Source organism: Streptomyces sp. NPDC051104 (assembly GCF_040682835.1).
Lineage (GTDB): Bacteria > Actinomycetota > Actinomycetes > Streptomycetales > Streptomycetaceae > Streptomyces > Streptomyces cynarae.
Genome location: NZ_JBFBBS010000021.1, coordinates 75,368 through 99,468, shown reverse-complemented (window position 1 = coordinate 99,468; position 24,101 = coordinate 75,368). Strand labels below are relative to the sequence as shown.

At 71.0% G+C, this 24,101-nt stretch carries 22 protein-coding genes; 7 read left to right on the top strand and 15 right to left on the bottom strand.

The genetic code is table 11. The features are described 5' to 3' along the window. Positions 1 to 10 precede the first annotated feature (10 nt). Both cseB and cseC read left to right on the top strand, forming a co-directional pair. Positions 11 to 715 (top strand): two-component system response regulator CseB, encoded by a 705-nt coding sequence (gene cseB, locus AB0N14_RS25730; RefSeq protein ID WP_366028062.1) that lies wholly within the window; start codon positions 11 to 13, stop codon positions 713 to 715. Positions 716 to 729: 14 nt separating this feature from the next. Beyond that, positions 730 to 2,070 (top strand): two-component system sensor histidine kinase CseC, encoded by a 1,341-nt coding sequence (gene cseC / locus AB0N14_RS25725; protein ID WP_366028082.1) that lies wholly within the window; start codon positions 730 to 732, stop codon positions 2,068 to 2,070. A 57-nt stretch (positions 2,071 to 2,127) separates the two neighbouring features. On the opposite strand, the gene AB0N14_RS25720 is transcribed toward cseC, so the two are convergent. The 3 genes from AB0N14_RS25720 to AB0N14_RS25710 form a co-directional block, all read right to left on the bottom strand. Next, a complete protein-coding gene (locus tag AB0N14_RS25720) occupies positions 2,128 to 2,571 on the bottom strand; it encodes a VOC family protein (protein ID WP_366028061.1) in 444 nt (147 codons plus the stop codon). A gap of 58 nt (positions 2,572 to 2,629) precedes the next feature. Next, positions 2,630 to 3,043 (bottom strand): helix-turn-helix transcriptional regulator, encoded by a 414-nt coding sequence (locus AB0N14_RS25715; protein ID WP_366028081.1) that lies wholly within the window; start codon positions 3,041 to 3,043, stop codon positions 2,630 to 2,632. Between the two features lie 129 nt (positions 3,044 to 3,172). Continuing rightward, positions 3,173 to 4,768, bottom strand: coding sequence for an MDR family MFS transporter (locus tag AB0N14_RS25710; protein WP_366028060.1), 1,596 nt, complete (start codon positions 4,766 to 4,768; stop codon positions 3,173 to 3,175). Positions 4,769 to 4,940: 172 nt separating this feature from the next. On the opposite strand from AB0N14_RS25710, the gene AB0N14_RS25705 reads away from it, so the two are divergent. After that, positions 4,941 to 5,540, top strand: coding sequence for a TetR/AcrR family transcriptional regulator (locus AB0N14_RS25705; RefSeq protein WP_366028059.1), 600 nt, complete (start codon positions 4,941 to 4,943; stop codon positions 5,538 to 5,540). A gap of 18 nt (positions 5,541 to 5,558) precedes the next feature. On the opposite strand, the gene AB0N14_RS25700 is transcribed toward AB0N14_RS25705, so the two are convergent. Then, positions 5,559 to 6,119 carry a M23 family metallopeptidase gene (locus tag AB0N14_RS25700; protein ID WP_366028058.1) on the bottom strand — a complete coding sequence of 187 codons (561 nt, stop codon included), beginning with the start codon at positions 6,117 to 6,119 and terminating at the stop codon, positions 5,559 to 5,561. 238 nt (positions 6,120 to 6,357) lie between these two features. Between AB0N14_RS25700 and AB0N14_RS25695 the strand changes: the two genes are divergently transcribed. Beyond that, positions 6,358 to 9,468 carry an NACHT domain-containing protein gene (locus AB0N14_RS25695; RefSeq protein WP_366028057.1) on the top strand — a complete coding sequence of 1,037 codons (3,111 nt, stop codon included), beginning with the start codon at positions 6,358 to 6,360 and terminating at the stop codon, positions 9,466 to 9,468. A 73-nt stretch (positions 9,469 to 9,541) separates the two neighbouring features. Here AB0N14_RS25695 and AB0N14_RS25690 read toward each other — a convergent pair whose 3' ends face one another. Then, positions 9,542 to 12,061 (bottom strand): ATP-dependent Clp protease ATP-binding subunit, encoded by a 2,520-nt coding sequence (locus AB0N14_RS25690; protein WP_366028056.1) that lies wholly within the window; start codon positions 12,059 to 12,061, stop codon positions 9,542 to 9,544. 430 nt (positions 12,062 to 12,491) lie between these two features. Between AB0N14_RS25690 and AB0N14_RS25685 the strand changes: the two genes are divergently transcribed. After that, complete coding sequence (locus AB0N14_RS25685; protein ID WP_366028055.1) at positions 12,492 to 13,124, top strand: SCO3374 family protein; 633 nt, start codon at positions 12,492 to 12,494, stop codon at positions 13,122 to 13,124. Here the strand turns inward: AB0N14_RS25685 and AB0N14_RS25680 are convergent. From AB0N14_RS25680 to AB0N14_RS25635, 10 genes are all read right to left on the bottom strand, one after another. Further along, positions 13,103 to 13,441 (bottom strand): Lsr2 family protein, encoded by a 339-nt coding sequence (locus AB0N14_RS25680; protein ID WP_366028054.1) that lies wholly within the window; start codon positions 13,439 to 13,441, stop codon positions 13,103 to 13,105. The two genes, AB0N14_RS25685 and AB0N14_RS25680, sit on opposite strands and share 22 nt — an antisense overlap. A 251-nt stretch (positions 13,442 to 13,692) precedes the next feature. After that, positions 13,693 to 14,226: an amino-acid N-acetyltransferase gene (locus AB0N14_RS25675; RefSeq protein ID WP_366028053.1), complete on the bottom strand. Its 534-nt coding sequence runs from the start codon at positions 14,224 to 14,226 to the stop codon at positions 13,693 to 13,695. A gap of 9 nt (positions 14,227 to 14,235) precedes the next feature. After that, a complete protein-coding gene (locus AB0N14_RS25670; RefSeq protein WP_366028052.1) occupies positions 14,236 to 14,700 on the bottom strand; it encodes a BlaI/MecI/CopY family transcriptional regulator in 465 nt (154 codons plus the stop codon). Between the two features lie 165 nt (positions 14,701 to 14,865). After that, on the bottom strand, positions 14,866 to 15,045 hold the full coding sequence (locus AB0N14_RS25665; protein WP_366028051.1) for a hypothetical protein: 180 nt from the start codon (positions 15,043 to 15,045) through the stop codon (positions 14,866 to 14,868). 91 nt (positions 15,046 to 15,136) lie between these two features. After that, positions 15,137 to 15,847: a hypothetical protein gene (locus AB0N14_RS25660; protein ID WP_366028050.1), complete on the bottom strand. Its 711-nt coding sequence runs from the start codon at positions 15,845 to 15,847 to the stop codon at positions 15,137 to 15,139. Positions 15,848 to 16,029: 182 nt separating this feature from the next. Then, entirely contained in the window at positions 16,030 to 16,833 is an 804-nt protein-coding gene (locus AB0N14_RS25655; protein ID WP_366028049.1) for a type III pantothenate kinase, read from the bottom strand. A 10-nt stretch (positions 16,834 to 16,843) separates the two neighbouring features. Next, complete coding sequence (nadC, locus tag AB0N14_RS25650) at positions 16,844 to 17,821, bottom strand: carboxylating nicotinate-nucleotide diphosphorylase (protein WP_366028048.1); 978 nt, start codon at positions 17,819 to 17,821, stop codon at positions 16,844 to 16,846. Positions 17,822 to 17,826: 5 nt separating this feature from the next. Next, positions 17,827 to 19,560 (bottom strand): L-aspartate oxidase, encoded by a 1,734-nt coding sequence (locus AB0N14_RS25645; RefSeq protein WP_366028047.1) that lies wholly within the window; start codon positions 19,558 to 19,560, stop codon positions 17,827 to 17,829. Beyond that, positions 19,557 to 20,597 (bottom strand): pantoate--beta-alanine ligase, encoded by a 1,041-nt coding sequence (panC, locus tag AB0N14_RS25640; RefSeq protein ID WP_366028046.1) that lies wholly within the window; start codon positions 20,595 to 20,597, stop codon positions 19,557 to 19,559. Before panC ends, AB0N14_RS25645 begins: the two co-directional genes overlap by 4 nt. Further along, complete coding sequence (locus AB0N14_RS25635) at positions 20,594 to 21,526, bottom strand: DUF2520 domain-containing protein (protein WP_366028045.1); 933 nt, start codon at positions 21,524 to 21,526, stop codon at positions 20,594 to 20,596. Before AB0N14_RS25635 ends, panC begins: the two co-directional genes overlap by 4 nt. Before the next feature lie 196 nt (positions 21,527 to 21,722). Here AB0N14_RS25635 and AB0N14_RS25630 point away from each other — a divergent pair, with 196 nt between their 5' ends. Beyond that, the gene (locus AB0N14_RS25630) at positions 21,723 to 22,943 is read left to right on the top strand and encodes a beta-eliminating lyase-related protein (protein ID WP_366028044.1); all 1,221 of its coding nucleotides are present in this window, start codon (positions 21,723 to 21,725) and stop codon (positions 22,941 to 22,943) included. 51 nt (positions 22,944 to 22,994) lie between these two features. Then, positions 22,995 to 24,101 (top strand): DUF5937 family protein, encoded by a 1,107-nt coding sequence (locus AB0N14_RS25625; protein ID WP_366028042.1) that lies wholly within the window; start codon positions 22,995 to 22,997, stop codon positions 24,099 to 24,101.

Below are 24,101 nucleotides of genomic sequence, written 5' to 3'. Positions count from 1 at the left end.
AGAGCAGCGGATGGCAGAGCAGACACACGTCCTGTTCGTCGAGGACGACGACGTCATCCGCGAGGCCACCCAGCTCGCGCTGGAGCGGGACGGCTTCGCGGTGACCGCCATGCCCGACGGCCTGTCGGGGTTGGAGGCGTTCCGCGCCCGCCGTCCCGACATCGCCCTGCTGGACGTGATGGTTCCCGGCCTGGACGGGGTCAGCCTGTGCCGGCGCATCCGCGACGAGTCGACCGTGCCGGTGATCATGTTGTCCGCGCGGGCCGACTCGATCGACGTGGTGCTCGGTCTGGAAGCGGGCGCCGACGACTACGTGACCAAGCCTTTCGACGGCGCCGTGCTGGTGGCGCGCATCCGTGCGGTGCTTCGCCGCTTCGGGCACGCGAGCGGCGCCGGCCGGGCGGCCGAGGACACCTCGTCCGGGGACGACGGGGTCCTCACCTTCGGCGACCTGGAGGTCGACACCGAGGGGATGGAGGTCCGGCGGGCCGGGCAGCCGGTGGCCCTGACGCCGACCGAGATGCGCCTGCTGCTCGAGTTCTCGTCGGCGCCCGGCACCGTGCTGTCGCGCGACAAGCTGCTGGAGCGCGTGTGGGACTACGGCTGGGGCGGGGACACCCGTGTCGTCGACGTCCATGTGCAGCGGCTGCGCACCAAGATCGGCCAGGACCGGATCGAGACGGTCCGCGGCTTCGGCTACAAGTTGAAGGCGTGAGCGAGGACAGGAGCATGCGGGGGATCATCGGCCGCCTCGTCCCCGAGGACGCGGCCATACGCACCGGTCTGAGATGGAAGCTCAGCGCGGCGATCGCCCTGGTCGGAGCGCTCGTCGCGATCGCGTTGAGCCTGGTCGTGCACAACGCGGCGCAGGTGTCGATGCTGAACAGCGCACGCGACCTCGCCGACGAGCGCATCCAGGTGGCGCAGCGGATGTACGAGTCCGGGCGCACCCAGACGTTCGGGACCAAGATCGACGATCCGGCCATCCCGCGGGATCTGCTGGAGAAGGTCATGCAGGGCAGGCGCGCCACCTTCGCGTCCTGGGACCGCAACGGGGTGCCGGACACCTGGGCCGCCGTACCGCTCAAGGACGGCCGGGTGCTGTCCCTGCACACCCGCACGGACCGCAGCGTCGGGGTGATCAAGGACCTCGACCAGGCCCTGATCATCGGTTCGATCGCGGTCGTCCTCGGCGGCTCCGCGCTCGGCGTGCTGATCGGCGGGCAGCTGTCGGGCCGGCTGCGCAAGGCGGCCGCCGCGGCGAACCGGGTCGCCAAGGGCGAGGCGGACGTGCGCGTACGGGACGCGATCGGTGGTGTCGTACGCGACGAGACGGACGATCTGGCGCGGGCGGTGGACGCGATGGCGGACGCGTTGCAGCAGCGGCTGGAGGCGGAACGCCGGGTGACGGCGGACATCGCGCATGAGCTGCGCACGCCGGTCACGGGCCTGCTCACCGCGGCGGAGCTGCTGCCGCCGGGCCGCCCCACCGAACTGGTGTTGGACCGCGCGAAGGCCATGCGGACGCTCGTGGAGGACGTCCTGGAGGTGGCTCGTCTGGACGGCGCGTCCGAGCGGGCCGAGTTGCAGGACATCATGCTGGGTGAGTTCGTGACCCGGCGGATGGCCGCGAAGGACGCGGACGTCGAGGTCAGGGTGATCCACGAGTCGGAGGTCACCACGGACCCGCGCCGTCTGGAGCGGGTGCTGTTCAACCTGCTGGCGAACGCGGCACGGCACGGCAAGCCGCCCATCGAGGTGTCCGTCGAGGGCCGGGTGATCCGGATACGTGACCACGGGCCCGGCTTCCCCGAGGAGCTGCTGGCCGAGGGCCCGAGCCGGTTCCGTACGGGCAGGTCGGACCGCTCGGGCCAGGGCCACGGCCTGGGTCTGACGATCGCGGCGGGGCAGGCGCGGGTGCTGGGCGCCCGGCTGACGTTCCGCAACATCCGGGCGCCCGGGGTGCCGGAGCATGTGCCGGCCGAGGGGGCGGTGGCGGTGCTGTGGCTGCCGGAGCACGCGCCGACGGACACGGGCAGCTTCCCGATGCTGCCGCTGTCGGGAAAGTAAGGAGCGGGACCGGGAGGCCGCAGTACCGAGGTCGGCAGAAGGACAGGGCAGAGCCGGCTAGCTCCACTCCTTCTCGAAGTCCAGACCGCCCTCGCGGCGCTGGGTGAAGGAGAACCAGTTGCCGGAGTCGTCGCGGAAGAGTGCCTCGGTGCCGTACGGCCGCTCCTGCGGCTCCTGGAGGAACTCCACGCCGCGGTCCTTGAGCCGCTTGTAGTCGCCGTGGATGTCGTCGGTGGCCAGCACACCGGCACCGAGAGCGCCCTTTGCGATGAGCTTCTTCATCATCTCGGCGGACTCGGGATCCATCGCGGGCGGACCGGGCACCATGAGCGTCAGATCGACGTCGGGCTGGTCCGGGGCGCCGACGGTGAGCCAGCGCATGCCGCCGTCGCCCATGGTCATGTCCGTACGGACCTCGAGGCCGAGCTTCTGCGTGTAGAACTCCTTGGCCCGGTCCTGGTCGAGGACCCAGACGGTGGTGATGGCGAGCCCCTTGATCATGGTGTGCTCCTGGAGGTGAGAGGTACGGTGCGCGCTGCCACGGTAAGCAGCGGACCCTTCACCCCGCTTCTCCGGAATTGCGCTGCTCCCTCATGCGGAATCCGCCCGCCCAGAGCATCGCGTAACACCCGGGTATGAGCGCGGCGCCGCGGCCGACGTGCTTGGCGCGGTACTCGCTGGGCGTGAGCCCGGTCCAGGCCTTGAACCGCGCCGAGAACGTCCCGACGCTGCTGAACCCCACGAGATGGCAGATCTCGGTCACGGACAGATTCGCGGTCCGCAGCAGGTCCTCGGCGCGCTCGATGCGCCGGTGCGTCAGATACTGCCGCGGCGTCTCGCCGTACGCCTCCTTGAAGGCCCGCAGGAAGTGATATCGCGAGTACCCGGCACGGTCGGCCACGGCCCCGAGATCGAGCGCGGGGTCGGCCCAGTCCCGGTCCATCAGATCCTTGGCCAGCCGCAACTGCCGCATCTTGTCCACGCCCCCGATGCTGCCACGCGGTACTGACAGGGAGGGGGCGAGACTCGACCGTGTGTGCCCGTCCGCGCAGGGAAAGGCCCCCGGGCGCACCCGGGGGCCTCGGGCCGGAGCCCGTGCCGGTCAGACGGCCTCTGCAACCGCCGGCGGCACATCCGCGGCGTCCCCAGCCGCGCCCCCGGCCTGCTTGTCGGGCCCAGCCCCCCGCAGCGGGACCTCCTTCACGAACACCGCCGCAGCCAGCGCGAGCACGGCCACCACCGCGCCGAGCAGGAACGCCGAGTGCGTGCCCGCGGACACCGCGTGCTGGTACGCCTCCCGCGCCGCCGCCGGCAGCTTCTGAAGGCTCTTCGCGTCCAGCTGCGCCGATTGCTCGGTGATCTTCGACCCCAGCGCACCGGCCCGCTCGGCCATCACGTGCTGCACCCGGTTGTTGAACAGCGCGCCCATGATCGCGACGCCGAAGGAGGAGCCCAGCGTCCGCGCGAGGGTCGTGGTCGACGAGGCGACACCCATGTCCCGCATCTCGACGCTGTTCTGCGCCACCAGCATGGTGACCTGCATCAGGCAGCCCATCCCGGCGCCCAGCACGGCCATGTACACACCCGAGGTGAACCGGCTGGTCCCCGTGTCCATCTGCGACAGCAGGAAGAGGCCCGCGATCATCAGCACGCTGCCGACCACCGGAAAGACCTTGTACCGCCCGCTGTTGGTGGTGACCCGCCCCGCGATCATCGACACCACGAGCATGGCGCCGAGCATCGGCAGCAGCAGCAGCCCCGAGTTGGTCGCGGAAGCACCCTGCACGGACTGCTGGTACAGCGGCAGGAACAGCGTCGCACCGAACATCACGAACCCGGTGATGAAACCGATCGCCGACATCAGCGAGAAGTTCCGACTGCGGAAGATGTGCAGCGGCACGACCGGCTCGACGGCCTTCGTCTGCCAGAACAGGAATCCGACGAGCGCGGCGACACCGATCCCGATCAGCTCCATGATCCGCGCGGACGTCCACGCGTACTGGGACCCGCCCCAGGTGGTGACCAGCACGATCGAGGTGATGCCGATGGTCAGCAGCGCGGCGCCGAGGTAGTCGACACGGGCCTGGGACCGCTTCTGCGGCAGGTGCAGCACGGCACTGATGGCGACCAGCGCGACGACACCGAGCGGCAGATTGATGTAGAAGGCCCAGCGCCAGCCCCAGTTGTCGGTGATGGTGCCGCCGACCAGCGGACCGCCGATCATCGCGAGCGCCATGACGCCGGCCATCATGCCCTGGTACTTGCCGCGCTCCCGCGGCGGGATCAGATCACCGATGATGGCCATGACGCCGACCATGAGACCGCCGGCGCCGAGGCCCTGGACGGCCCGGAAGCCGATGAGCTGGCCCATGTTCTGCGCCATGCCGCTGAGCGCGGAGCCGACCAGGAAGATCACGATCGAGGTCATGAACGAGCCCTTGCGGCCGTACATGTCGCCGAGCTTGCCCCACAGCGGCGTGGCGGCGGCGGTGGCGAGGGTGTACGCGGTCACCACCCACGACAGGTGTTCGAGGCCGCCCAGCTCGCCCACGATGGTCGGCATCGCCGTGCCCACGATCATGTTGTCGAGCATGGCGAGCATCATCGTGATCATCAGCGCGAGCAGGACGACCCGTATGCTCCGAGGTTGTTTCTCACTCTTCTCGCCGTCAGCGGCCGGTGCCGCACTGTCCGCCATGGTCCCCAGACTCCCCTTGGTACTGCCCGCCGCCCGGCTACTTACTTGTCGCCCGGCTAGTTCACTATTATTGGGGAAGATAGCCCCGTAACTAGCCGTGCGTCAAGTAAGTTTCGTAGGCTCGGCAAGGAGGCCTGCACACAGGTTCTCCGGGAGTGCGAGGAGTACGAGGATGGGCGGCACCACCATGGAAGGCACCAAGCGGCAGCGGCGCGGGGACACCCGCCAGCGCATCCAGGACGTGGCGCTCGACCTCTTCGCCGAGCAAGGCTACGAGAAGACCTCGCTGCGGGAGATCGCCGAGCGCCTGGACGTCACCAAGGCCGCGCTCTACTACCACTTCAAGACCAAGGAAGAGATCCTCGCCGGCATCTTCGAGGACCTGACCCGCCCGATCGACGAACTGATCGAGTGGGGCAAGGCGCAGCCGCACACCCTCGAGACCAAGCAGGAGGTACTGCGCCGCTACAGCGAGGCGCTGGCCGGCGCGGCCCCGCTCTTCCGCTTCATGCAGGAGAACCAGGCCACGGTCCGCGAGCTGAGCATCGGCAACCAGTTCAAGGACCGGATGCTGCAGATGCGCGACATCATCCGGGACCCGGACGCCTCCCTGACCGACCAGATCCGCTGCGTCAGCGCGCTGTTCACGATGCACGCGGGGATGTTCGTCCTGCAGGAGGTCGAGGGCGATCCGGAGGACAAGCGCAAGGCGGTCCTGGAGGTCGCGATCGACCTGGTCACGCAGGCCCACTCGGGCGAGGGGACAGCATAAGGAGGGCCCGGGCACGTCTCAGACGGCCACGCCCCTGCCCCTCAGGTAGGCGACGGGGTTGACGGCGGATCCGTGGTGCGGGGTCGTACGGACCTCGAAGTGCAGATGCGGGCCGCTGGAGTTGCCCGTGTTGCCGGACAGCGCGATGCGCTGACCGGTGGCGACGGCCTGGCCGACCCTGACGTCGATCCGCGAGAGGTGGGCGTACTGCGAGTAGGTGCCGCCCGCATGCCTGATGACGACGGCCTTGCCGTACGCCGCCCCGTCCCCGGCGCCGTCCGCTCCGGCCTTGACGACGGTCCCGGCGTGCGCGGCGACGACGCTCGTCCCGCTCGGCACGGCGAAGTCCTGCCCGCTGTGGGTGGACTTCCACATGCCGCCGGCCTGGTTGAAGCCGGCCGTGAGCGAGTAGTTCCTGACCGGATGGACCCAGGACGCGGCGCTCACCGCGCCGCTCCCGGCGGCGGCCGCCACACCGGCCCCCAGCACGGCTGAAGCCCCGGCACCGGCGGCCAGCACGGCCAGCCGGGCACGCATCCGGGACGTACGGGGGGAGGAGGGCATGACGCTCTGAGACATGGAAACCTCGAGAGGTAGGTGACTTGACCGTTTCTTGGTACAAGTCGGACCTCTTGATTACCAAACGTCCGATCTACGAGGACATGCCGTACTCGTGGCGAGATCGTCCCTCCGTGGACGCATTGCCTGGCGGCGGCCGCTACTAGGCGCCCTCGTACCAGCTCCTCCCCCCTGTGCGGCATATCACCCGGCGCCCGCTAGGCTGACCCACCGTCACGGACCGAGCGCGGGGGAGCAGATGGATCCAGCGGCCCTGGGCGTCAAGGTGGCCTCCAGCGTGGTCACCCCGCTTGTGAAGCGGCTCTTCGTCACCGAGGGGCCCGGCGCCGGGCTCGTCGACAAGCCGGTGCGCGTCTCGGAGTTCGTCTCGTTCCGCGGCGAGAAGCGCGCCCTCGCCGAGAAGGAGCTCACCAAGCTCGCCGCCGAGCTGGTCAGGCGAGCCGTCACGGCGGAGGGCGAACGCCCGCTGCCCGAGGACGAGACACCCGCCGTCGTCCTCGCCCTGGCCACCACCCTGCATGCCCTCGGCGACCTCGACATGACCGACGTCCAGGCCGTGCGACTGGGTCACCAGACCCTCGCCCTGCACCTGCGGGCCGCGAGCGGCACCCCCGACCGCGACCTCTCCCTCGACGCCACCCTCTTCTACGAGCGCGTCCTGGAGATCGCCTGCCTGCACATCCTGCACTTCTTCACGCAGCGGTCCACCTTTGTACCCCGCACCCTCGTCGAACAGACCCGGCGGCAGGCCGAGATCATCGCGAAGATCGACGAGCTGATCGCCCGCACCCCGCCCACCGGCGGCACCGACCCGGCCTTCGACCAGCGCTACCTCGCCTATGTCGCCACCAAGCACAGCCACCTGACCATCTACGGAATCGATCTCGTCAACTCCCCGGAGCGCTGGCCCCTCGACGCGGCCTACCTCAGCCTCCAGGCACTGCGCCCGGACGACGAGACCGACGCCCGTATCGCCACCGCCTCCGCGGCCCTGCCCGCCGACCAGGCCCTCACCGGCCACGACCGGATCCTGCTGCGCGGGGTCGCCGGTTCCGGCAAGACCACGCTGGTGCAGTGGCTCGCGGTGACGGCGGCCCGCGGTGAGCGCGGCGACCGCATCCCGTTCGTCCTGCCGCTGCGCACCCTCCTGCGCCGCCCCGGCGGGCTGCCGGCGCCCGACGCCTTCCTGGACGCCGTCCGCGTCCCCTTCCACGCCACCCAGCCGCCCGGCTGGGCCGACCGGGTCCTCACCGCCCGCCGCGCGCTCCTGCTCGTCGACGGCGTCGACGAGATCCCCGAACGCGAACGGGAACGCACCCGGCGCTGGCTGCGCGACCTGCTCGACGTCTACCCCGGCAACCAGTGGCTCGTGACCTCGCGCCCCTCCGCCGTGCGCGAGGACTGGCTCGCCCCCGACGGCTTCACCGAACTCTCCCTCGCCCCCATGGGCCGCGACGACGTCGCCGCGTTCGTCCGCCGCTGGCACACCGCGGCCCGCGTCGGCGCCCCCGACACCGACCGCCTCGACGACTACGAACACTCGCTCCTGGACGCCGTACACACCAAACCGGACCTCGGCCGGCTCGCCACCAACCCGCTGATGTGCGGGCTGATCTGCGCCCTGCACCGGGACCGGCGGGGGTATCTGCCGCACGGCAGGCAGGAGTTGTACGAGGCGGCCCTGTCGATGCTGCTGGCGCGGCGCGACGAGGAGCGGGACATGTTCGTCCGGCAGGACGGCATCCACCTGACCGAGGCGCCGCAGATCCAGCTGCTGCAGCGCCTGGCGTACTGGCTGATCCGCAACAACCAGTCCGAGATGGACCGTGAGCGCGCGGAGCGGATCATCGCCGACGGGCTGCCCTCGCTGCCGGCCGCCGCCTCCCAGGGCGACGCCGGACAGATCCTGCGCCACCTCCTGGTCCGCAGCGGACTGCTGCGCGAACCCGCCCCCGGTACGGTCGAGTTCGTCCACCGCACCTTCCAGGACTACCTGGGCGCGAAGGCGGCGGTCGAGGACGGGGACTTCGGGCTGCTGGTGCGGGGCGCCGCCGACGAACAGTGGGCGGACGTGATCCGCATGGCGGTGGCGCACGCACGGCCGCGGGAGAGGGCCGAACTGCTGCACGATCTGAGCGCCTCCGCCGACCGGGCCCCGGCAGTGGCCGGCACGCGCATCCGGCTCCTGGCGCTCGCCTCGCTCGAACACGCGACGGAACTCGATCCCTGTGTCCGCGCCCGGGTGGAGTCCGAGGCCGCCGCGCTCATCCCACCCCGTACGACGGCGGAGGCCCGCGCCCTCGCCGAGGCCGGCCCCCTCGTCCTGGAACTGCTTCCGGGCCCGGAGGGACTGACGGACGCGGAGGCGAGGGCGGTGGTCATCACCGCGTCGCTGATCGGCACCGAAGCGGCCATTCCGGTACTGGCCCGGTTCCGGTCACATCCCGCCCTGTCCGTGCGGGCGCAACTGACGTGGACCTGGCACCGCTTCCACACCGAGCGGTACGCGGAGGAGGTGATCGCGCATCTACGGCCGGAGGGCCTGTACTTCGCGGCGCACTCGGCGGCCGAACTGCGCGTTCTGCGGGACTTGGGCGGGCCGTCCCTGCTCCAGATCGTCGGCGACATCGGCTCGGACGACATCAGGGCCGCACTCCGTCCGGACCAGGTGCGCAAGCTGGTCGTCCGCGACAACCGCGCATTGCGTGACCTGAGCTGTCTCTCCGATCAGGGGCGGCTGAACGAACTGGATCTCGGGAGCCTGGACCCGGACGTCGACGATCTCTCGCCGCTCGCGGAACTGCCGATCACCCGGCTGTCGCTGCACGGCACCTCTCGTCTGGGGACGCCGAAGGCACTGGCCCGACTCGGACCCACCGTGACGGGGCTCGACCTCAGTATCCGGCTGCACGGCGACTCCCTCGACGCCGTCCTCCCCCGGGAACACCACCCCCTGGAATACCTTCGGCTCTCCGAAAAGGCACTGCGGTTCACCGGACTGCGCGGGCTACGGCACCTGCACACGGTGAAGAGGCTGAGCCTGGCCTCCCTTCCGAAAGAGCTTCCCCCGGAGCACTTCGAGGAGATCGCCGCCCTGCCGGCCCTGGAGGATCTGCGGCTCATCTGGAATGCCACCGGCTGGGAAACGGGCCCCGTTCTGGTCCGGATCACCCGGCTGCGGCTGAACATGTTCACCGGGACCGAGGACCTCTCGAAACTCCCCACGCTCTTCCCCGGGCTGCAAGACCTCACCCTTCGCCTCGCCCCGGACGTGTCCGACCTCCCGGATCACGTCCTGGATCTTCTGCCGGTCCGGCCCGTCGTCGAGCGCACCGACAGCGTGCTGTGACCGCACACGGAAAAGGGGCTGCCCCGGGACCGAAGTCCCGGGGCAGCCCCTTTCCGTCTCATCCCCGGAGGGGTCAGTCCTTGCTCAGGTTCGGACCGCCACCGGCCGCCTGCTCGATCGGCGGAACGTCCGGCAGAGCCGACTTCTCCTCACCACGGAAGGTGAACTTCTGGGCGTCGCCCTCGCCTTCCGTGTCGACGACCACGATGTGGCCCGGACGCAGCTCCCCGAAGAGGATCTTCTCGGACAGCGTGTCCTCGATCTCGCGCTGGATCGTGCGGCGCAGCGGCCGGGCGCCCAGCACGGGGTCGTAGCCCTTCTTCGCCAGCAGCTCCTTCGCGGACTGGGCGAGCTCGAGGCCCATGTCCCGGTCCTTGAGCCGCTCGTCGACCTTGCCGATCATCAGGTCGACGATCGCCAGGATGTCCTGCTGGGTCAGCTGCGGGAAGACCACCACGTCGTCGACGCGGTTGAGGAACTCGGGCCGGAAGTGCTGCTTGAGCTCGTCCGACACCTTGTTCTTCATGCGCTCGTAGTTGGTCTTCGTGTCGCCCGCGGCGGCGAAGCCGAGGTTGAAGCCCTTGGAGATGTCCCGGGTGCCGAGGTTGGTCGTCATGATGATGACCGTGTTCTTGAAGTCCACGACCCGGCCCTGGGAGTCGGTCAGGCGACCGTCCTCCAGGATCTGCAGCAGCGAGTTGAAGATGTCCGGGTGAGCCTTCTCGACCTCGTCGAAGAGGACCACCGAGAACGGCTTGCGGCGCACCTTCTCCGTCAGCTGGCCGCCCTCCTCGTAGCCCACGTAACCGGGGGGCGAACCGAAGAGACGCGACACCGTGTGCTTCTCGCTGAACTCCGACATGTCGAGGGAGATCAGCGCGTCCTCGTCACCGAACAGGAACTCCGCCAGCGCCTTGGACAGCTCGGTCTTACCGACACCGGACGGACCGGCGAAGATGAACGAACCACCCGGACGCTTCGGGTCCTTCAGGCCCGCACGCGTACGGCGGATCGCCTTCGACAGCGCCTTGACGGCGTCCACCTGGCCGATGACCCGCTTGTGGAGCTCGTCCTCCATGCGGAGCAGGCGGCTGGACTCCTCCTCGGTCAGCTTGAAGACCGGGATGCCCGTGGCCGTGGCCAGCACCTCGGCGATCAGCTCGCCGTCGACCTCGGCGACGACGTCCATGTCGCCGGCCTTCCACTCCTTCTCCCGCTTGGCCTTCGCGGCGAGCAGCTGCTTCTCCTTGTCACGGAGAGAAGCCGCCTTCTCGAAGTCCTGGGAGTCGATCGCGGACTCCTTGTCCCGGCGGACGGCCGCGATCTTCTCGTCGAACTCGCGAAGGTCCGGCGGCGCGGTCATCCGGCGGATGCGCATCCGGGAACCGGCCTCGTCGATCAGGTCGATCGCCTTGTCCGGCAGGAAGCGGTCCGAGATGTAGCGGTCGGCCAGGGTGGCGGCCTGGACCAGGGCCTCGTCCGTGATGGAGACGCGGTGGTGCGCCTCGTAACGGTCGCGCAGACCCTTGAGGATCTCGATGGTGTGCGGCAGCGACGGCTCCGCGACCTGGATGGGCTGGAAGCGGCGCTCCAGGGCCGCGTCCTTCTCCAGGTGCTTGCGGTACTCGTCGAGCGTGGTGGCGCCGATGGTCTGCAGCTCACCGCGGGCCAGCATCGGCTTCAGGATGGAGGCCGCGTCGATGGCGCCCTCGGCGGCACCCGCACCGACCAGCGTGTGCAGCTCGTCGATGAACAGGATGATGTCGCCGCGGGTGCGGATCTCCTTGAGCACCTTCTTCAGGCGCTCCTCGAAGTCACCGCGGTAGCGGGAGCCGGCGACCAGCGCGCCCAGGTCGAGGGTGTAGAGGTGCTTGTCCTTGAGGGTCTCGGGCACCTCGCCCTTGACGATGGCCTGCGCCAGGCCCTCGACGACCGCCGTCTTGCCGACGCCGGGCTCGCCGATGAGCACCGGGTTGTTCTTGGTACGGCGGGACAGCACCTGCATGACCCGCTCGATCTCCTTCTCGCGCCCGATGACCGGGTCGAGCTTGGACTCACGAGCGGCCTGGGTGAGGTTCCGGCCGAACTGGTCCAGGACGAGAGAGGTCGAGGGCGTGCCCTCGGCCGGGCCGCCCGCGGCGGCGGTCTCCTTGCCCTGGTAGCCCGACAGCAGCTGGATGACCTGCTGGCGGACACGGTTGAGGTCTGCTCCGAGCTTGACCAGGACCTGGGCGGCGACGCCCTCGCCCTCGCGGATCAGGCCGAGCAGGATGTGCTCCGTGCCGATGTAGTTGTGGCCCAGCTGAAGGGCCTCGCGGAGCGACAGCTCCAGGACCTTCTTGGCACGGGGGGTGAAGGGGATGTGCCCGGACGGGGCCTGCTGGCCCTGGCCGATGATCTCCTCCACCTGCTGGCGGACCGCCTCGAGCGAAATCCCGAGGCTCTCCAGGGCCTTAGCGGCGACACCCTCACCCTCGTGGATCAGGCCCAGGAGGATGTGCTCGGTGCCGATGTAGTTGTGGTTGAGCATCCGGGCTTCTTCCTGAGCCAGGACGACAACCCGCCGCGCGCGGTCGGTGAACCTCTCGAACATCGTTAATCGCTCCTCAGAGCGGTCAGGCAGTGGGGGGAACTTCCCCTCCCTGTCCTTCCGCAGCTTAGTCCCGCAAGCGGGGACCGCTCATTCCAACTGCCGACACCGTCGATGGCCTCCTGACCCCGAACGCCGACATCTGCTCCAACCCGATGGTGCGAGACGATGTTCCCGCAGGCCAGGCAGATACCCCACTCACCAGTACGCCCATGGCGAACGTGAGACAGCCTCTCCCGCACAACGCCCCCTCCCACTAGGAATGTCTTACCCGCCGACACCGACACTCCATGCCGCGCGCACCGTTTCCCTCCGCTACGGGCGAACATCCTTGCGCCGCCGAACACCCCCGTACGCCCCTTTTTTTGGCACTTGCCGCAATCGATCGGCCACCCAGCGTAACCTGACGCCGACTCGGGCGGTTGCTCTGTACATGGTCCACACGGTCCGCCCGGTGCCCCATCCCCGAAAGCCACTCGATCCCGGCACGAGCGGCACGGTGCGTCAGTGGTACGAGAACGGGCTGGGCTGGGCGACGGCGCCCGGAGAGCCGGTGCGGTTGGTCACCGGGGTGCGCTTCGACGTGCTGGAGGTGCCCGCGGAGGCCGGTTTCGCCGCGCTCAGGCACCTGGGGCCCGCGTCCCCGGTCGCGTTGTGCGCCGGGCGGATGCGGCTGCTGGTGGCGGCGGGCAGCGCGGAGGAGCTGCCGGGGCTGCTCGACTGGCTGGAGTGGGGAGCGCTGGCCCTGGACCTCACGGCCACCGGGGCGGGCGGGTGGACGGAGGCGCCGCTGCCGCCGGGATGGGCGCCGGCTTCGGTGCCGGATCCGGCCGGCACCCCGGGATCCCGGCCGCTTCCCCTGGACCGGGCCGTTTCACAGGGGGCCGCCGTCTGGCTGCGGCCCCCCGAGCCGGGGTGCGAGGTCGAACAGGTGCTGCCGACGTTGTCGGCCGTGGGGGGCGGTGGGGGCGCCCCCGATCTGGTACGGCTGGTCGACACGGTGGCGACGCAGTGCCACCGGGTCCGGCTGCGGCGCGCGTGCGCTCAGCCCATCGCCTTCTCGTAGGCCTCGCGGATGGTCGCCGGAACACGGCCACGGTCGTTGACCTCGTAACCGTTCTCCTTCGCCCAGGCGCGGATCTGCGCGGTGTCCTGGCTGCCACCGGAAGCGGCCGCACGGGCCTTTCCACGCCCACCCGAAGCACGGCCTCCGGTGCGGCGGCCGCCCTTCACATACGGATCGAGAAGGCTGCGCAGCTTGTCCGCGTTGGCGGTCGTGAGATCGATCTCGTACGTCTTGCCGTCCAGTGCGAACGTGACGGTCTCGTCCGCCTCGCCACCGTCGAGGTCGTCGACAAGAAGGACCTGAACCTTCTGTGCCACCGGATTTCCTTTCATCGATAACTTCAGGGCCGAGGGTCTGCGGCCGGTGCCGCCCGTTTCGCGTCCCCTGTTATATGCAGTACTGCAGTACGTCGGAAAGCAAACCGCTTTTGCCGGAAAAACACAAACCCCCCGGGAGAGACCGACGGGCGGCCGGGAGACCGGAAACATGCGCGTTTCGGACATAGGGAACCTGGGCAAGGTCGTCAGGCTGAAGCGCGGCTGAATAGTCGCCTGCGATCGCCCGGCGATCACAGATGCAGAAGCATCCGGCTGTTGCCCAAGGTGTTCGGTTTCACTCGTTCGAGACCGAGGAACTCCGCCACGCCCTCGTCATAGGAACGCAAGAGCTCGGCGTAGACATCCTGGTCGACGGGCGTCTCACCGATCTCCACGAACCCGTGCTTCCCGAAGAAGTCGACTTCGAAGGTGAGACAGAAAACGCGGCGAACGCCGAGCCACCTAGCGGTCTGCAGCAACTTCTCCAGCAACTGGTGGCCCACGCCCAGGCCCCTGGCCTCGGGCATCACCGCGAGAGTGCGGACTTCCGCCAGGTCCTCCCACATCACGTGCAAGGCGCCGCAGCCCACGAGGTCGCCGTTGTCGTCTCGTTCCGCGACCCAGAACTCCTGGATGTCCTCGTAAAGCGTGACGGTCGCTTTGTCGAGCAGGATGCCGCGGCGGACGTAGGAGTCGAGGAGGCGGCGCACCGCCGGGACATCGCTCGTCCTGGCCCGTCGGACAGTGATGGCTTTTGTGGTGGCTTCGGGGCGCTTCGCTGGCATGAGCGGACGCTATCGCCCGGTGTCGCCCTCCGCCGAGGCGGGGTTGTTCTCCTCGGGTGTCCCGGCCGGGTTCTCGGGGCCCGTTTCGGCACTCTGGGGCTCCTGGGTGCTCTCCGGGCCCTGCACGATGCGCATCGCGTCACGGAGTGCCTGTCTCTGTTCGTCGCTCATCATGCCGAAGAAGGCGACAAGCGCGGCGGCCGGGTTGTCGCTCTGCGACCAGGCGTCGTTCATCAGGGCGGCCGCGTAGGCGGCGCGGGTGGAGACCGCCTCATATCGATAGGCCCGGCCTTCCGCTTCCCGGCGGACCCAGCCCTTCTGATGGAGATTGTCCAAAACGGTCATCACCGTGGTGTAGGCGATGGACCGTTCCTGCTGAAGGTCTTCCAGGACTTCTCGAACGGTCACCGGGCGGTTCCACTTCCACACCCGCGTCATGACCGCGTCTTCGAGTTCTCCCAATGGGCGAGGCACGCTCAGCACAATAGTGGGAGAAGCCACCAATGGCTTGCGGAACGTGCGCTTACGCGACAAACCACAGCAAAAAGGGCGTACGACGCCTAAAAGCGCTCAGGGCATGAGTCGTACGCCCGGTGGCACCGCGTGCCGTCCGGAAGGCCCGAGGGCCGCAAAAGGGGATCAGGCGTCGGCGTTCCCGGACTTCTGGGGAGCGCTTTCCGCGTGTGCGAGGGCCGCGTCGACGGCGGCGTCCTCCTTGGCCTTGTTGGCGCCGCCCTGGGTCTTCACGATCACCCGGATGAGCCCGATGAAGAACACGGCCATGACGACCGGGGGCACGAGCGCGGAGACGTAGTCCATGCGTCAAGAGTAGCCAGGGGTGTCCGAAGGATCCCGGTCGGGTGGGCGTCATCGGATTGCGCCCGATCCGGGTCCGTCCGTTCGACAGGCCCTAGCCGGCCGCGAGCTGCCCGTGGGAGTGGGCCGGGGGGCTCGGCTTCCGTTTCGGCGGGAAGACCTCGCCGGGGGTCGGGATCGGGCGGCGCGTCGGGCGCGGGGCCTGCGGCTCACGGCGGGGAGCGGGCTTCTCCGGCTTGCGCTCGGGTTTGCGGGTCGGCTCCTCGGGCCGCTCCTCCTCGCTCGCACGGCCGCCGGGCAGGGCCGTCAGACGCGCACGGCAGACGGGGGCCGCGGACCTGCGGGGAGTGAGGTGCGCGCGTCCGCCGGGCTCGGCCGGTGCCGAAGTCCTCGTGCCGGGCGTACGTCGCGAGGGGGCGAACGTCGCCTGTGGGGGCACCAGGGCCCGGCAGCGGTCGAGCAGGGCGGCGGCCAGGGGCGTGCCGCGCAGGGCGCGCAGCGCGGCGAGGTCGTCCGGGGCAGGGCGGTAGCCGGCGCGCAGAGCGTCCTGGAGGAGGGTGAGGTAGCCGCCGGCGGCGCCGGGGAGGGCGGCCCGGTAGCGGGCGAGGTCGGCCAGCAGGAAGGCCCTGAGGCGGTCCCCCTCGCGTACCGCCGCGTCGACGGACTCGGCGAGGCGGAGGCAGTCCTGGACGTCCTCGGCGGAAGCGGTGCGGGGGTTCAGGGCGAGGGCGAGGGCGCGGCGGAGCACGCGCAGCTCCTCCGCGCCGAAGGCCAGGGCGCCTCGGGATCCGTGTGGCGTGGGCATGCGGGGACGCTACCGCTAATCGGACAAACCGGGTCTCTCCGGGTGTCGTGTCGCTCTGGAGTTCCCCCAGGTGGGGGCGCGGGTGGCTGTTCGCCTTTCGGCGCGTGCTGCCTCGTTGTGGCTCGTCGCGCCCACGCGGCGGAGCCGCATATCGACACAGACCCGCGCCCCTTACGGGCGCCTCAGCCCCCCATACGTGACACATTCCGTTCGTACACCAACCGCAGGCCGATCAGTGTCAGCCATGGTTCGTGTTCGTCGATCACCGCCGACTCGCCCAGGACCATGGGAGCCAGGCCGCCCGTCGCGATGACCGTGACGTCGTCCGGGTCGTCCGCCAGTTCTCTGGCCATGCGGGTGACCACGCCGTCCACCTGGCCCGCGAAGCCGTAGACGATGCCCGCCTGCATCGCCTCGACCGTGTTCTTGCCGATCACGCTCCGCGGCCGGGCCACCTCGATCTTGCGCAGCTGCGCGCCCCTGACGCCCAGCGCCTCGACCGAGATCTCGATGCCGGGTGCGATGACACCGCCGACGTACTCCCCCCGCGCGCTGACCGCGTCGAACGTCGTGGCCGTGCCGAAGTCCACGACGATCGCCGGGCCGCCGTAGAGCTCGACGGCGGCGACCGCGTTGATGATCCTGTCGGCGCCGACCTCCTTGGGGTTGTCGGTCAGGATCGGTACGCCCGTCTTGACGCCGGGTTCCACGAGGACCGCGGGCACGTCTCCGTAGTAGCGACGGGTCACGTCGCGCAGTTCGTGCAGCACGGACGGCACGGTGGCGCAGATCGCGATGCCGTCGATGCCGTCGCCCAGGTCGTCGCCCAGGAGCGGGTGCATGCCCATCAGGCCCTGGAGGAGGACCGCGAGCTCGTCGGCCGTGCGGCGGGCGTCGGTGGAGATGCGCCAGTGCTCCACGATGTCCTCGCCGTCGAACAGGCCGAGGACGGTGTGCGTGTTGCCTACGTCGATGGTCAGCAGCATGGGGCTCTACCTACTCCGCCGCTCGCAGGTCCAGGCCGATGTCCAGGATCGGGGAGGAGTGCGTGAGCGCCCCGACCGCCAGGAAGTCGACGCCCGTGTCCGCGTACGCCTTGGCGTTCCCCAGGGTCAGGCGGCCCGAGGCCTCCAGCAGGGCGCGGCCCTTGACGATCGCCACCGCCTCCTCGCACTCGGTGGGCGTGAAGTTGTCCAGGAGGATCAGGTCCGCGCCCGCGTCGACGACCTCGCGCAGCTGGTGCAGGGTGTCGACCTCGACCTCGATCGGCACGTCCGGGAACATCTCACGGACCGCCTGGAAGGCCTGGGCCACGCCTCCGGCCGCGACGACGTGGTTGTCCTTCACCAGGGCCGCGTCCGAGAGGGACATGCGGTGGTTGACGCCGCCGCCGCAGCGGACCGCGAACTTCTCCAGGGAGCGCAGGCCCGGCGTCGTCTTGCGGGTGTCCCGTACGCGCGCCTTGGTGCCCTCCAGGGCGTCCGCCCACGCGCGCGTGGCCGTCGCGATGCCGGACAGGCGGCACAGGATGTTCAGCGCGCTGCGTTCGGCGGTGAGCAGGTCACGGGTGCGGGTGGTGACGGTCAGCAGCTTCTGGCCGGCCTCCACCCGGTCGCCGTCGTCCACGTGGCGCTCGACCTCGAACTCGTCGGTGCACACCACGGAGATCACGGCCTCGGCGACCCTGAGGCCCGCCACGACGCCCGCCTCGCGCGCGGTGAAGTCGCCGGTGGCGACCGCGTCCTCGGGGATCGTCGCGACCGTCGTCACGTCCACGCCGTGGTCCAGATCCTCCTGGATGGCGACGTTGGCGATGTCCTCGACCTCCACCGGGTCGAGTCCGGCGTCGGCCAGGAGCTGGGCGAGCGCGGGGTCGAGCCCGCACTCCAGGTATTCCTCGTCGCCGTCCGCGCCGCAGGCGCAGCCGTCGCCGCAGCCGCCGTCGGAGGCGAGAGGGAGGTCGGGGGTACTCACTTCGGTCACTGCTCCTGGGGACGCTGAGGCGCGGGGGCCTCGGGGCGGGTCGGGGGGAAGTCTGCGGTGTCCGTGGTGCGTGTCGCCAGCGATCGGTCGGGATTCAGCCGTACGACGATGTGGCGGCGCCAGTTCGCGTCGTCGCGGTCGGCCCGGTCCTCGCGCCAGTGGCAGCCGCGGGTCTCCTCGCGCAGGAGGGCGGCGGCGACCAGGACGCGGGCCACGCACAGGAGGTTGGTGGCCTCCCAGGTGTCGACGCCGGGCTCGGCGGTCTTGCCGTTCTCGTGGAGGGCGTCGCGGGCCTCGGTGTGCAGCCGCTGGAGCTGGTCGGCGGCCTTGGCCAGGGATTCGGCGGAGCGCAGGACGCCCGCGCCCTCCGTCATGATCCGCTGGATCGCGAAGCGGGCCTCGGGGCCCAGCAGCGGGTGCGCCGGCTTCTCCGAGTACGGGACGGGCTGCGGCACGCGCGCGTGGAGGCCGTTCTCCGTCTGGTCTCCGGCGATGTCGGCGGCGATGCGCTCGGCGTAGACCAAGCCCTCCAGGAGGGAGTTGGAGGCGAGCCGGTTGGCGCCGTGGACGCCCGTGCAGGCGACCTCGCCGCACGCGTACAGGCCCGGCACGGTGGTCCGGCCGTGGGAGTCGGTGCGCACGCCGCCGGAGGCGTAGTGGGCCGCCGGGGCGACCGGGACGGGCTCGGTGACCGGGTCGATGCCGTTGGCGCGGCAGGCGGCCAGGATCGTGGGGAAGCGGTGCTCCCACATGTCGGCGCCGAAGTGGCGGGCGTCGAGGAACACGTGCTCGGCGTCCTGCTCCTGCATCCGGCGCATGATGCCCTTGGCGACGATGTCCCGGGGCGCGAGCTCCGCCAGCTCGTGCTGACCGACCATGAAGCGCACCCCGTCGGCGTCCACCAGGTGGGCGCCCTCGCCGCGGACCGCCTCGGAGACGAGGGGCTGCTGGCCCTCCGCGTCCGGGCCGAGGAACAGCACGGTCGGGTGGAACTGCACGAACTCCAGGTCACTGACCTCGGCGCCCGCGCGCAGGGCGAGCGCCACGCCGTCGCCGGTGGACACCGAGGGGTTGGTGGTCGCGGAGAAGACCTGGCCCATGCCACCGGTTGCGAGGACCACGGCGGGCGCGTGCACGGCGCCCACGCCGTCGTGCTGGCCCTCGCCCATGACGTGCAGGGTCACGCCCGCGGTACGGCCGTCGGCGTCCGTGAGCAGGTCCAGGACCAGCGCGTTCTCGATCGTGCGCACGCCGCGCGCGCGTACCGCCTCCACCAGCGCCCGGGAGATCTCGGCGCCGGTCGCGTCGCCGCCCGCGTGCGCGATGCGGCGGCGGTGGTGCCCGCCCTCGCGGGTGAGCTGGATGCCGCCCGCGTCGTCGGTGTCGAAGTGCGCGCCGGCGGAGATCAGCCGCCGTACGGCGTCGGGGCCCTCGGTGACGAGGATGCGGACGGCCTCCTCGTCGCACAGGCCAGCGCCCGCGACCAGGGTGTCGTCCAGGTGCTGCTCCGGGCTGTCGCCCTCACCGAGGGCCGCCGCGATGCCGCCCTGCGCCCAGCGGGTGGAGCCGTCGTCGAGGCGCGCCTTGGTGACGACGACCGTGTTCAGGCCGGCGGCGTCGCAGCGCAGCGCCGCGGTGAGGCCGGCCACGCCGGAGCCGACCACCACGACGTCGGCGGGGATGGACCAGCCCGGGGCGGGCGCGTGCAGTCGTATGCCTGTGCCGGTCACGAGGCGGCTCCGTGAGGGTCGACGGGTTCGGGTGCTCCGAAGGAGAGCGGGATGTTGTCGATCAGCCGGGTCGTCCCGACCCGGGCGGCGACGGCGAGGACCGCCTCGCCGGTGAAGTCGTCGGGGACGTCGGTGAAGTCCGACGGGTCGACCAGGGCCAGGTAGTCCAGGACCAGTGGCGGGTCCAGCTGGGCGGCCTCGTCCAGGACGAGCTTCGCGGCGGCGCGGACGGCGGCGGGACCGCCCGGCGCGGCCTTGGCGACGGCGTGCGCGTCGGCGGCGGCGCGCGACTCGCCTATGGCGCTCAGGGCCTCGGCACGCGCATGCGTGGCGGGCACCTCCAGGGCACGCGCGCGCAGCGCCTCCTGGGCGGCGTGCCGGTCGCGGCCCGCGAACAGGGCGCGGGACAGGGCGAGCGCGGTGTGCCGCTCCTGGGGCGAGAGGTAGCGGTTGCGGCTGGACAGGGCGAGCCCGTCCTCCTCGCGCACGGTGGGCACGCCGACGATCTCCACGCCGAAGTTGAGGTCCCGCACCATCCGGCGGATCAGGGCGAGCTGCTGGGCGTCCTTCTGCCCGTACAGGGCCACGTCAGCGCGGGTGAGGTGGAGCAGCTTGGCGACGACGGTGAGCATGCCGTCGAAGTGGCCCGGGCGGAAGGCGCCTTCCAGGCGCTCGCCCATGGGGCCGGCGGAGATCCGCACCTGGGGCTCGCCGCCCGGGTAGACCTCGTCCACGGACGGGGCGAACACCACGTCCGCGCCGGACTGCTCGGCCACCTTCAGGTCGGCGTCCAGGGTGCGCGGATAGCGGTCGAGGTCCTCGCCCGCGCCGAACTGGAGCGGGTTCACGAAGACGGTGACGATCACGAAGCCCCTGCTGCCGACGTGCTTGCGCGCCGCCCGGACCAGGGTGGCGTGGCCCTCGTGCAGAGCGCCCATGGTCATCACGACGGCGGTGCGTCCCGGCACCGCGTGGTGGTCCTGGACGTCCCGCAGGTCGTCCACCGTGGGGGCCAGTTCGAAGGGGCGGCGGCTCATCGGTCTTCCCCGTTCTCGGGCAGGTCGGTGCCGTCGGCGAGGACTCCAAGCAGGTCCTCGGCCAGCTCCGGCTTCAGCAGTCCGTGGGCCAGGGCCCGGTCGGCGGTGGCGCGGGCCATCGCCAGGTAGCCGGCGACGGTCTGGGGGGCGTGCCTGCGCAGCTCGGAGACGTGCGCGGCGACCGTGCCCGCGTCTCCGCGCGCGACGGGGCCGGTCAGCGCCGCGTCGCCGGAGCGCAGCGCGTTGTCCAGGGCGGCGCCGAGCAACGGGCCGAGCATGCGGTCGGGGGCCTCGACGCCCGCCGCGCGCAGCAGCTCCATGGACTGGACGACCAGGGTGACCAGGTGGTTGGCGCCGAGGGCGAGGGCCGCGTGGTACAGCGGGCGCATCTCCTCGGCGACCCACTCGGGCTCACCGCCCATCTCGATCACCAGGGCCTCGGCGGCCAGCCGCAGCTCCTCGGGCGCGGTCACCCCGAAGGAGCATCCGGCCAGGCGCTGGACGTCCACGGGCGTGCCGGTGAAGGTCATCGCGGGGTGCAGGGCGAGCGGCAGCGCCCCGGCGCGCAGGGCGGGGTCGAGCACGTGCGTGCCGTACCGCCCGGAGGTGTGCACGAGCAGCTGGCCCGGACGTACGGCCCCGGTCTCGGCGAGGCCCTCCACGAGGCCCGGAAGGGTGTCGTCCGGGACGGTCAGCAGGACCAGTTCGGCGCGCTCCATCACCTCGGCGGGCGTCACGAGCGGCACGTCCGGGAGCAACTGCTCGGCGCGCCGTCTGGAGGCGTCCGAGACCCCGGAGACGGCGACCGGGCGGTGCCCGGCGAGCTGGAGCGACGCGGCGAGCGCGGGCCCGACCCGGCCGGCTCCGATCACGCCCACGGTGAGCCGCGCGGGGCGGTCCCTGGGGTCTGGCTGCTGGACTGTACTCACTCGACGGTGGCCTTCCCGTTCCAGTCCGCTCTGGGTACCGGACGATTTCTCGTCATGTTAACGCGATTGGGGGGCGAGACGGCCGGTTGTCCACAGGCTGGGGGTTCCCGCAGGTGGTGGCCGGTATGGAAATCGGGGTGCCGCAGGGGCGGGCGCGCGGGATGATCCCGGGATGAGGACGAGGGCGGAGGGGGACATGGCGCGAACGGCTGAACAGGTCGCCGGAGAGCCGGCTCGGGAGGGCGGGGAAGACCCGGCGGAGTCACCCGAGGAGCTGCGGCGCCGGATGCGGGCGCGCCGGATCGCCGCCTACCGGGGCGCGGAGCGCGTGCTGGCGCGCCCGGGGTTCCTGGGGACGCTGCGGGAGCGGCTGGCGCTGCTGGACGGCGCGGAGGGCCTGTACGACCTGGACGAGGCCGGGGACATGTACGGCACGGGGATCGTCGAGGCGCTGGAGGAGACGGTCGCCGGGCTGCTGGGCAAGGAGGCCGCCGCCTTCTTCCCGACCGGGACCATGGCCCAGCAGGTGGCGCTGCGCTGCTGGGCGGGCCGCACCGGCGACCCCACGGTGGCCCTGCATGCGCTCGCCCACCCCGAGGTGCACGAGCGGAAGGCGTTCAGCGAGGTCAGCGGGTTGCGCCCGGTGCGCGTGACGAGCGAGCCCCGGCTGCCGACCGCCGAGGAGGTGCGCGACTTCGAGGAGCCCTTCGGGGCGCTGATGCTCGAACTGCCCCTCAGGGACGCCGGTTTCGTCCTGCCCTCCTTCGAGGAGCTCACCGAGGTCGTCGAGGCGGCGCACGAGCGCGACGCGGTGGTGCACTTCGACGGCGCACGCCTGTGGGAGACCACGGTCCACTTCGACCGTCCGCTGGAGGAGATCGCGGGCCTCGCGGACAGCGTCTACGTGTCGTTCTACAAGTCCCTCGACGGGTACGGTGGCGCGGCGCTCGCGGGCCCCAGGACCCTCGTCGACGAAGCGAAGAGCTGGCGGCACCGCTACGGCGGCGCGGTCTTCCAGCAGTTCCCGACGGTGCTGTCGGCCCTGGCGGGACTGGAGCGGGAGCTGCCCCGGCTGCCGGAGTACGTGCGCCACGCGCGCGTGGTGGCCGCCGCGCTGCGCGAGGGGTTCGCGGCGTCGGGGCTGCCGTGGGCGCGGGTGCACCCGGACCCGCCGCACACCCACGAGTTCCAGGTCTGGCTACCGTACGACGCGGACGTCCTCGCTCAGGCCGCCGTCCGCCAAGGCGAGGAGACGGGGACGCTCCTGTTCGCCAACCCCTGGGACCGCGGCGGTCCGGGTCTGGCCTTCACCGAGGTCCACGTACGCGCCGCCGCACTGGAGTGGTCGGCGGACGACGTGAGGAAGGCGGCGGTGGAGTTCGTGGAGCGGCTGCCGGGAGTCAACGGGTCCGTTTGACGGCCTCCGTCAAACGACGGCTCTGTCAGTGGCGAGGTGCACCATGAGGCCATGAGCGTGGACATCGACATCAGCGGGCTGCGGCCGGAGAGGGTTTCCGTCGTGCCCTCCCCCCTGGCCGAGCTCAGCATGGCGCTGCACGCACTGGCCGAGCCGGGGCACCATCCGGGCCTTCAGGGATGGGTGACGGGCGTGACCGCCCGGCTCGACTCGCACCTGGCCGACCGGATGTGCGAGGCCGACTTCCTGTGGCGGACCACGTTCTCAGACCTGTTCCTGCCCTACGCGGGCATCCCGGGCCGCGCGGCCCTCCCCGGTGCCACCCTCGCCGAGGACATGGACCTGCTGGACAAGCTCAGCGACGAGCAGTTCGTGGACGCGGCCCTGGAGTTCACCTGCGCCACGTGCTACAGCACGTCCGGCCCGACGGCGCTCTCGGACGCCGGGGTACGGGGGCGCGCCCTGGAGCTGGCCGCCGCGCGAGGGCCTCGCCAACTGCGCTTCACGGAGCGGCTGCTGGCCGACCCACCGCGCACCCGGGCCTGGCTGCGGCAGTTCCTTCAGGACTGCGACGAGGCGTTCTTCGCCGACGCCTGGTCCCGGCTGCGCCACCAGCTCGCTGCGGACGCCCGCCACAAGACGGACCTGCTGCGGCGCAAGGGTCTGGCGGAGGCGCTGGCGGCTGTGTCGCCCGCCGTGACGCTGGACGAGGCGAAGGACCGGATCGTCGTGGACAAGCTCGGTGAGGGCCGCACCGCCACCGGGGACGGCGGCCTGCTGTTTGTCCCGACGAGCCTCGGCTGGCCGCACCTGATGGTCCTTCACCGCCACGGCTGGCAGCCGGTGCTGCACTACCCGGTCGCGTCCCCCGAGCTGTCGGCACCGCCCTCGCTGGAGCAGCTGACCCTGCGGATGACGGCCCTGTCCCACCCGGTGAGGATGCGCATCTGCCGCCATCTGGCCCGCAGCGCGTACACGACGAGCGAGCTGGCACAGGCGCACGGGATGACCGCCCCCGAGATATCCCGGCACCTGGGCGTCCTGAAGAAGGCCGGTCTGATCACCACCCGCCGCCGCGGCCGGTACGTCCTGCACCAGATGGACGTCACGGCGGTGGCCCGGCTCGGCAGCGACTTCCTGGAGGGCATCCTCAGGTAG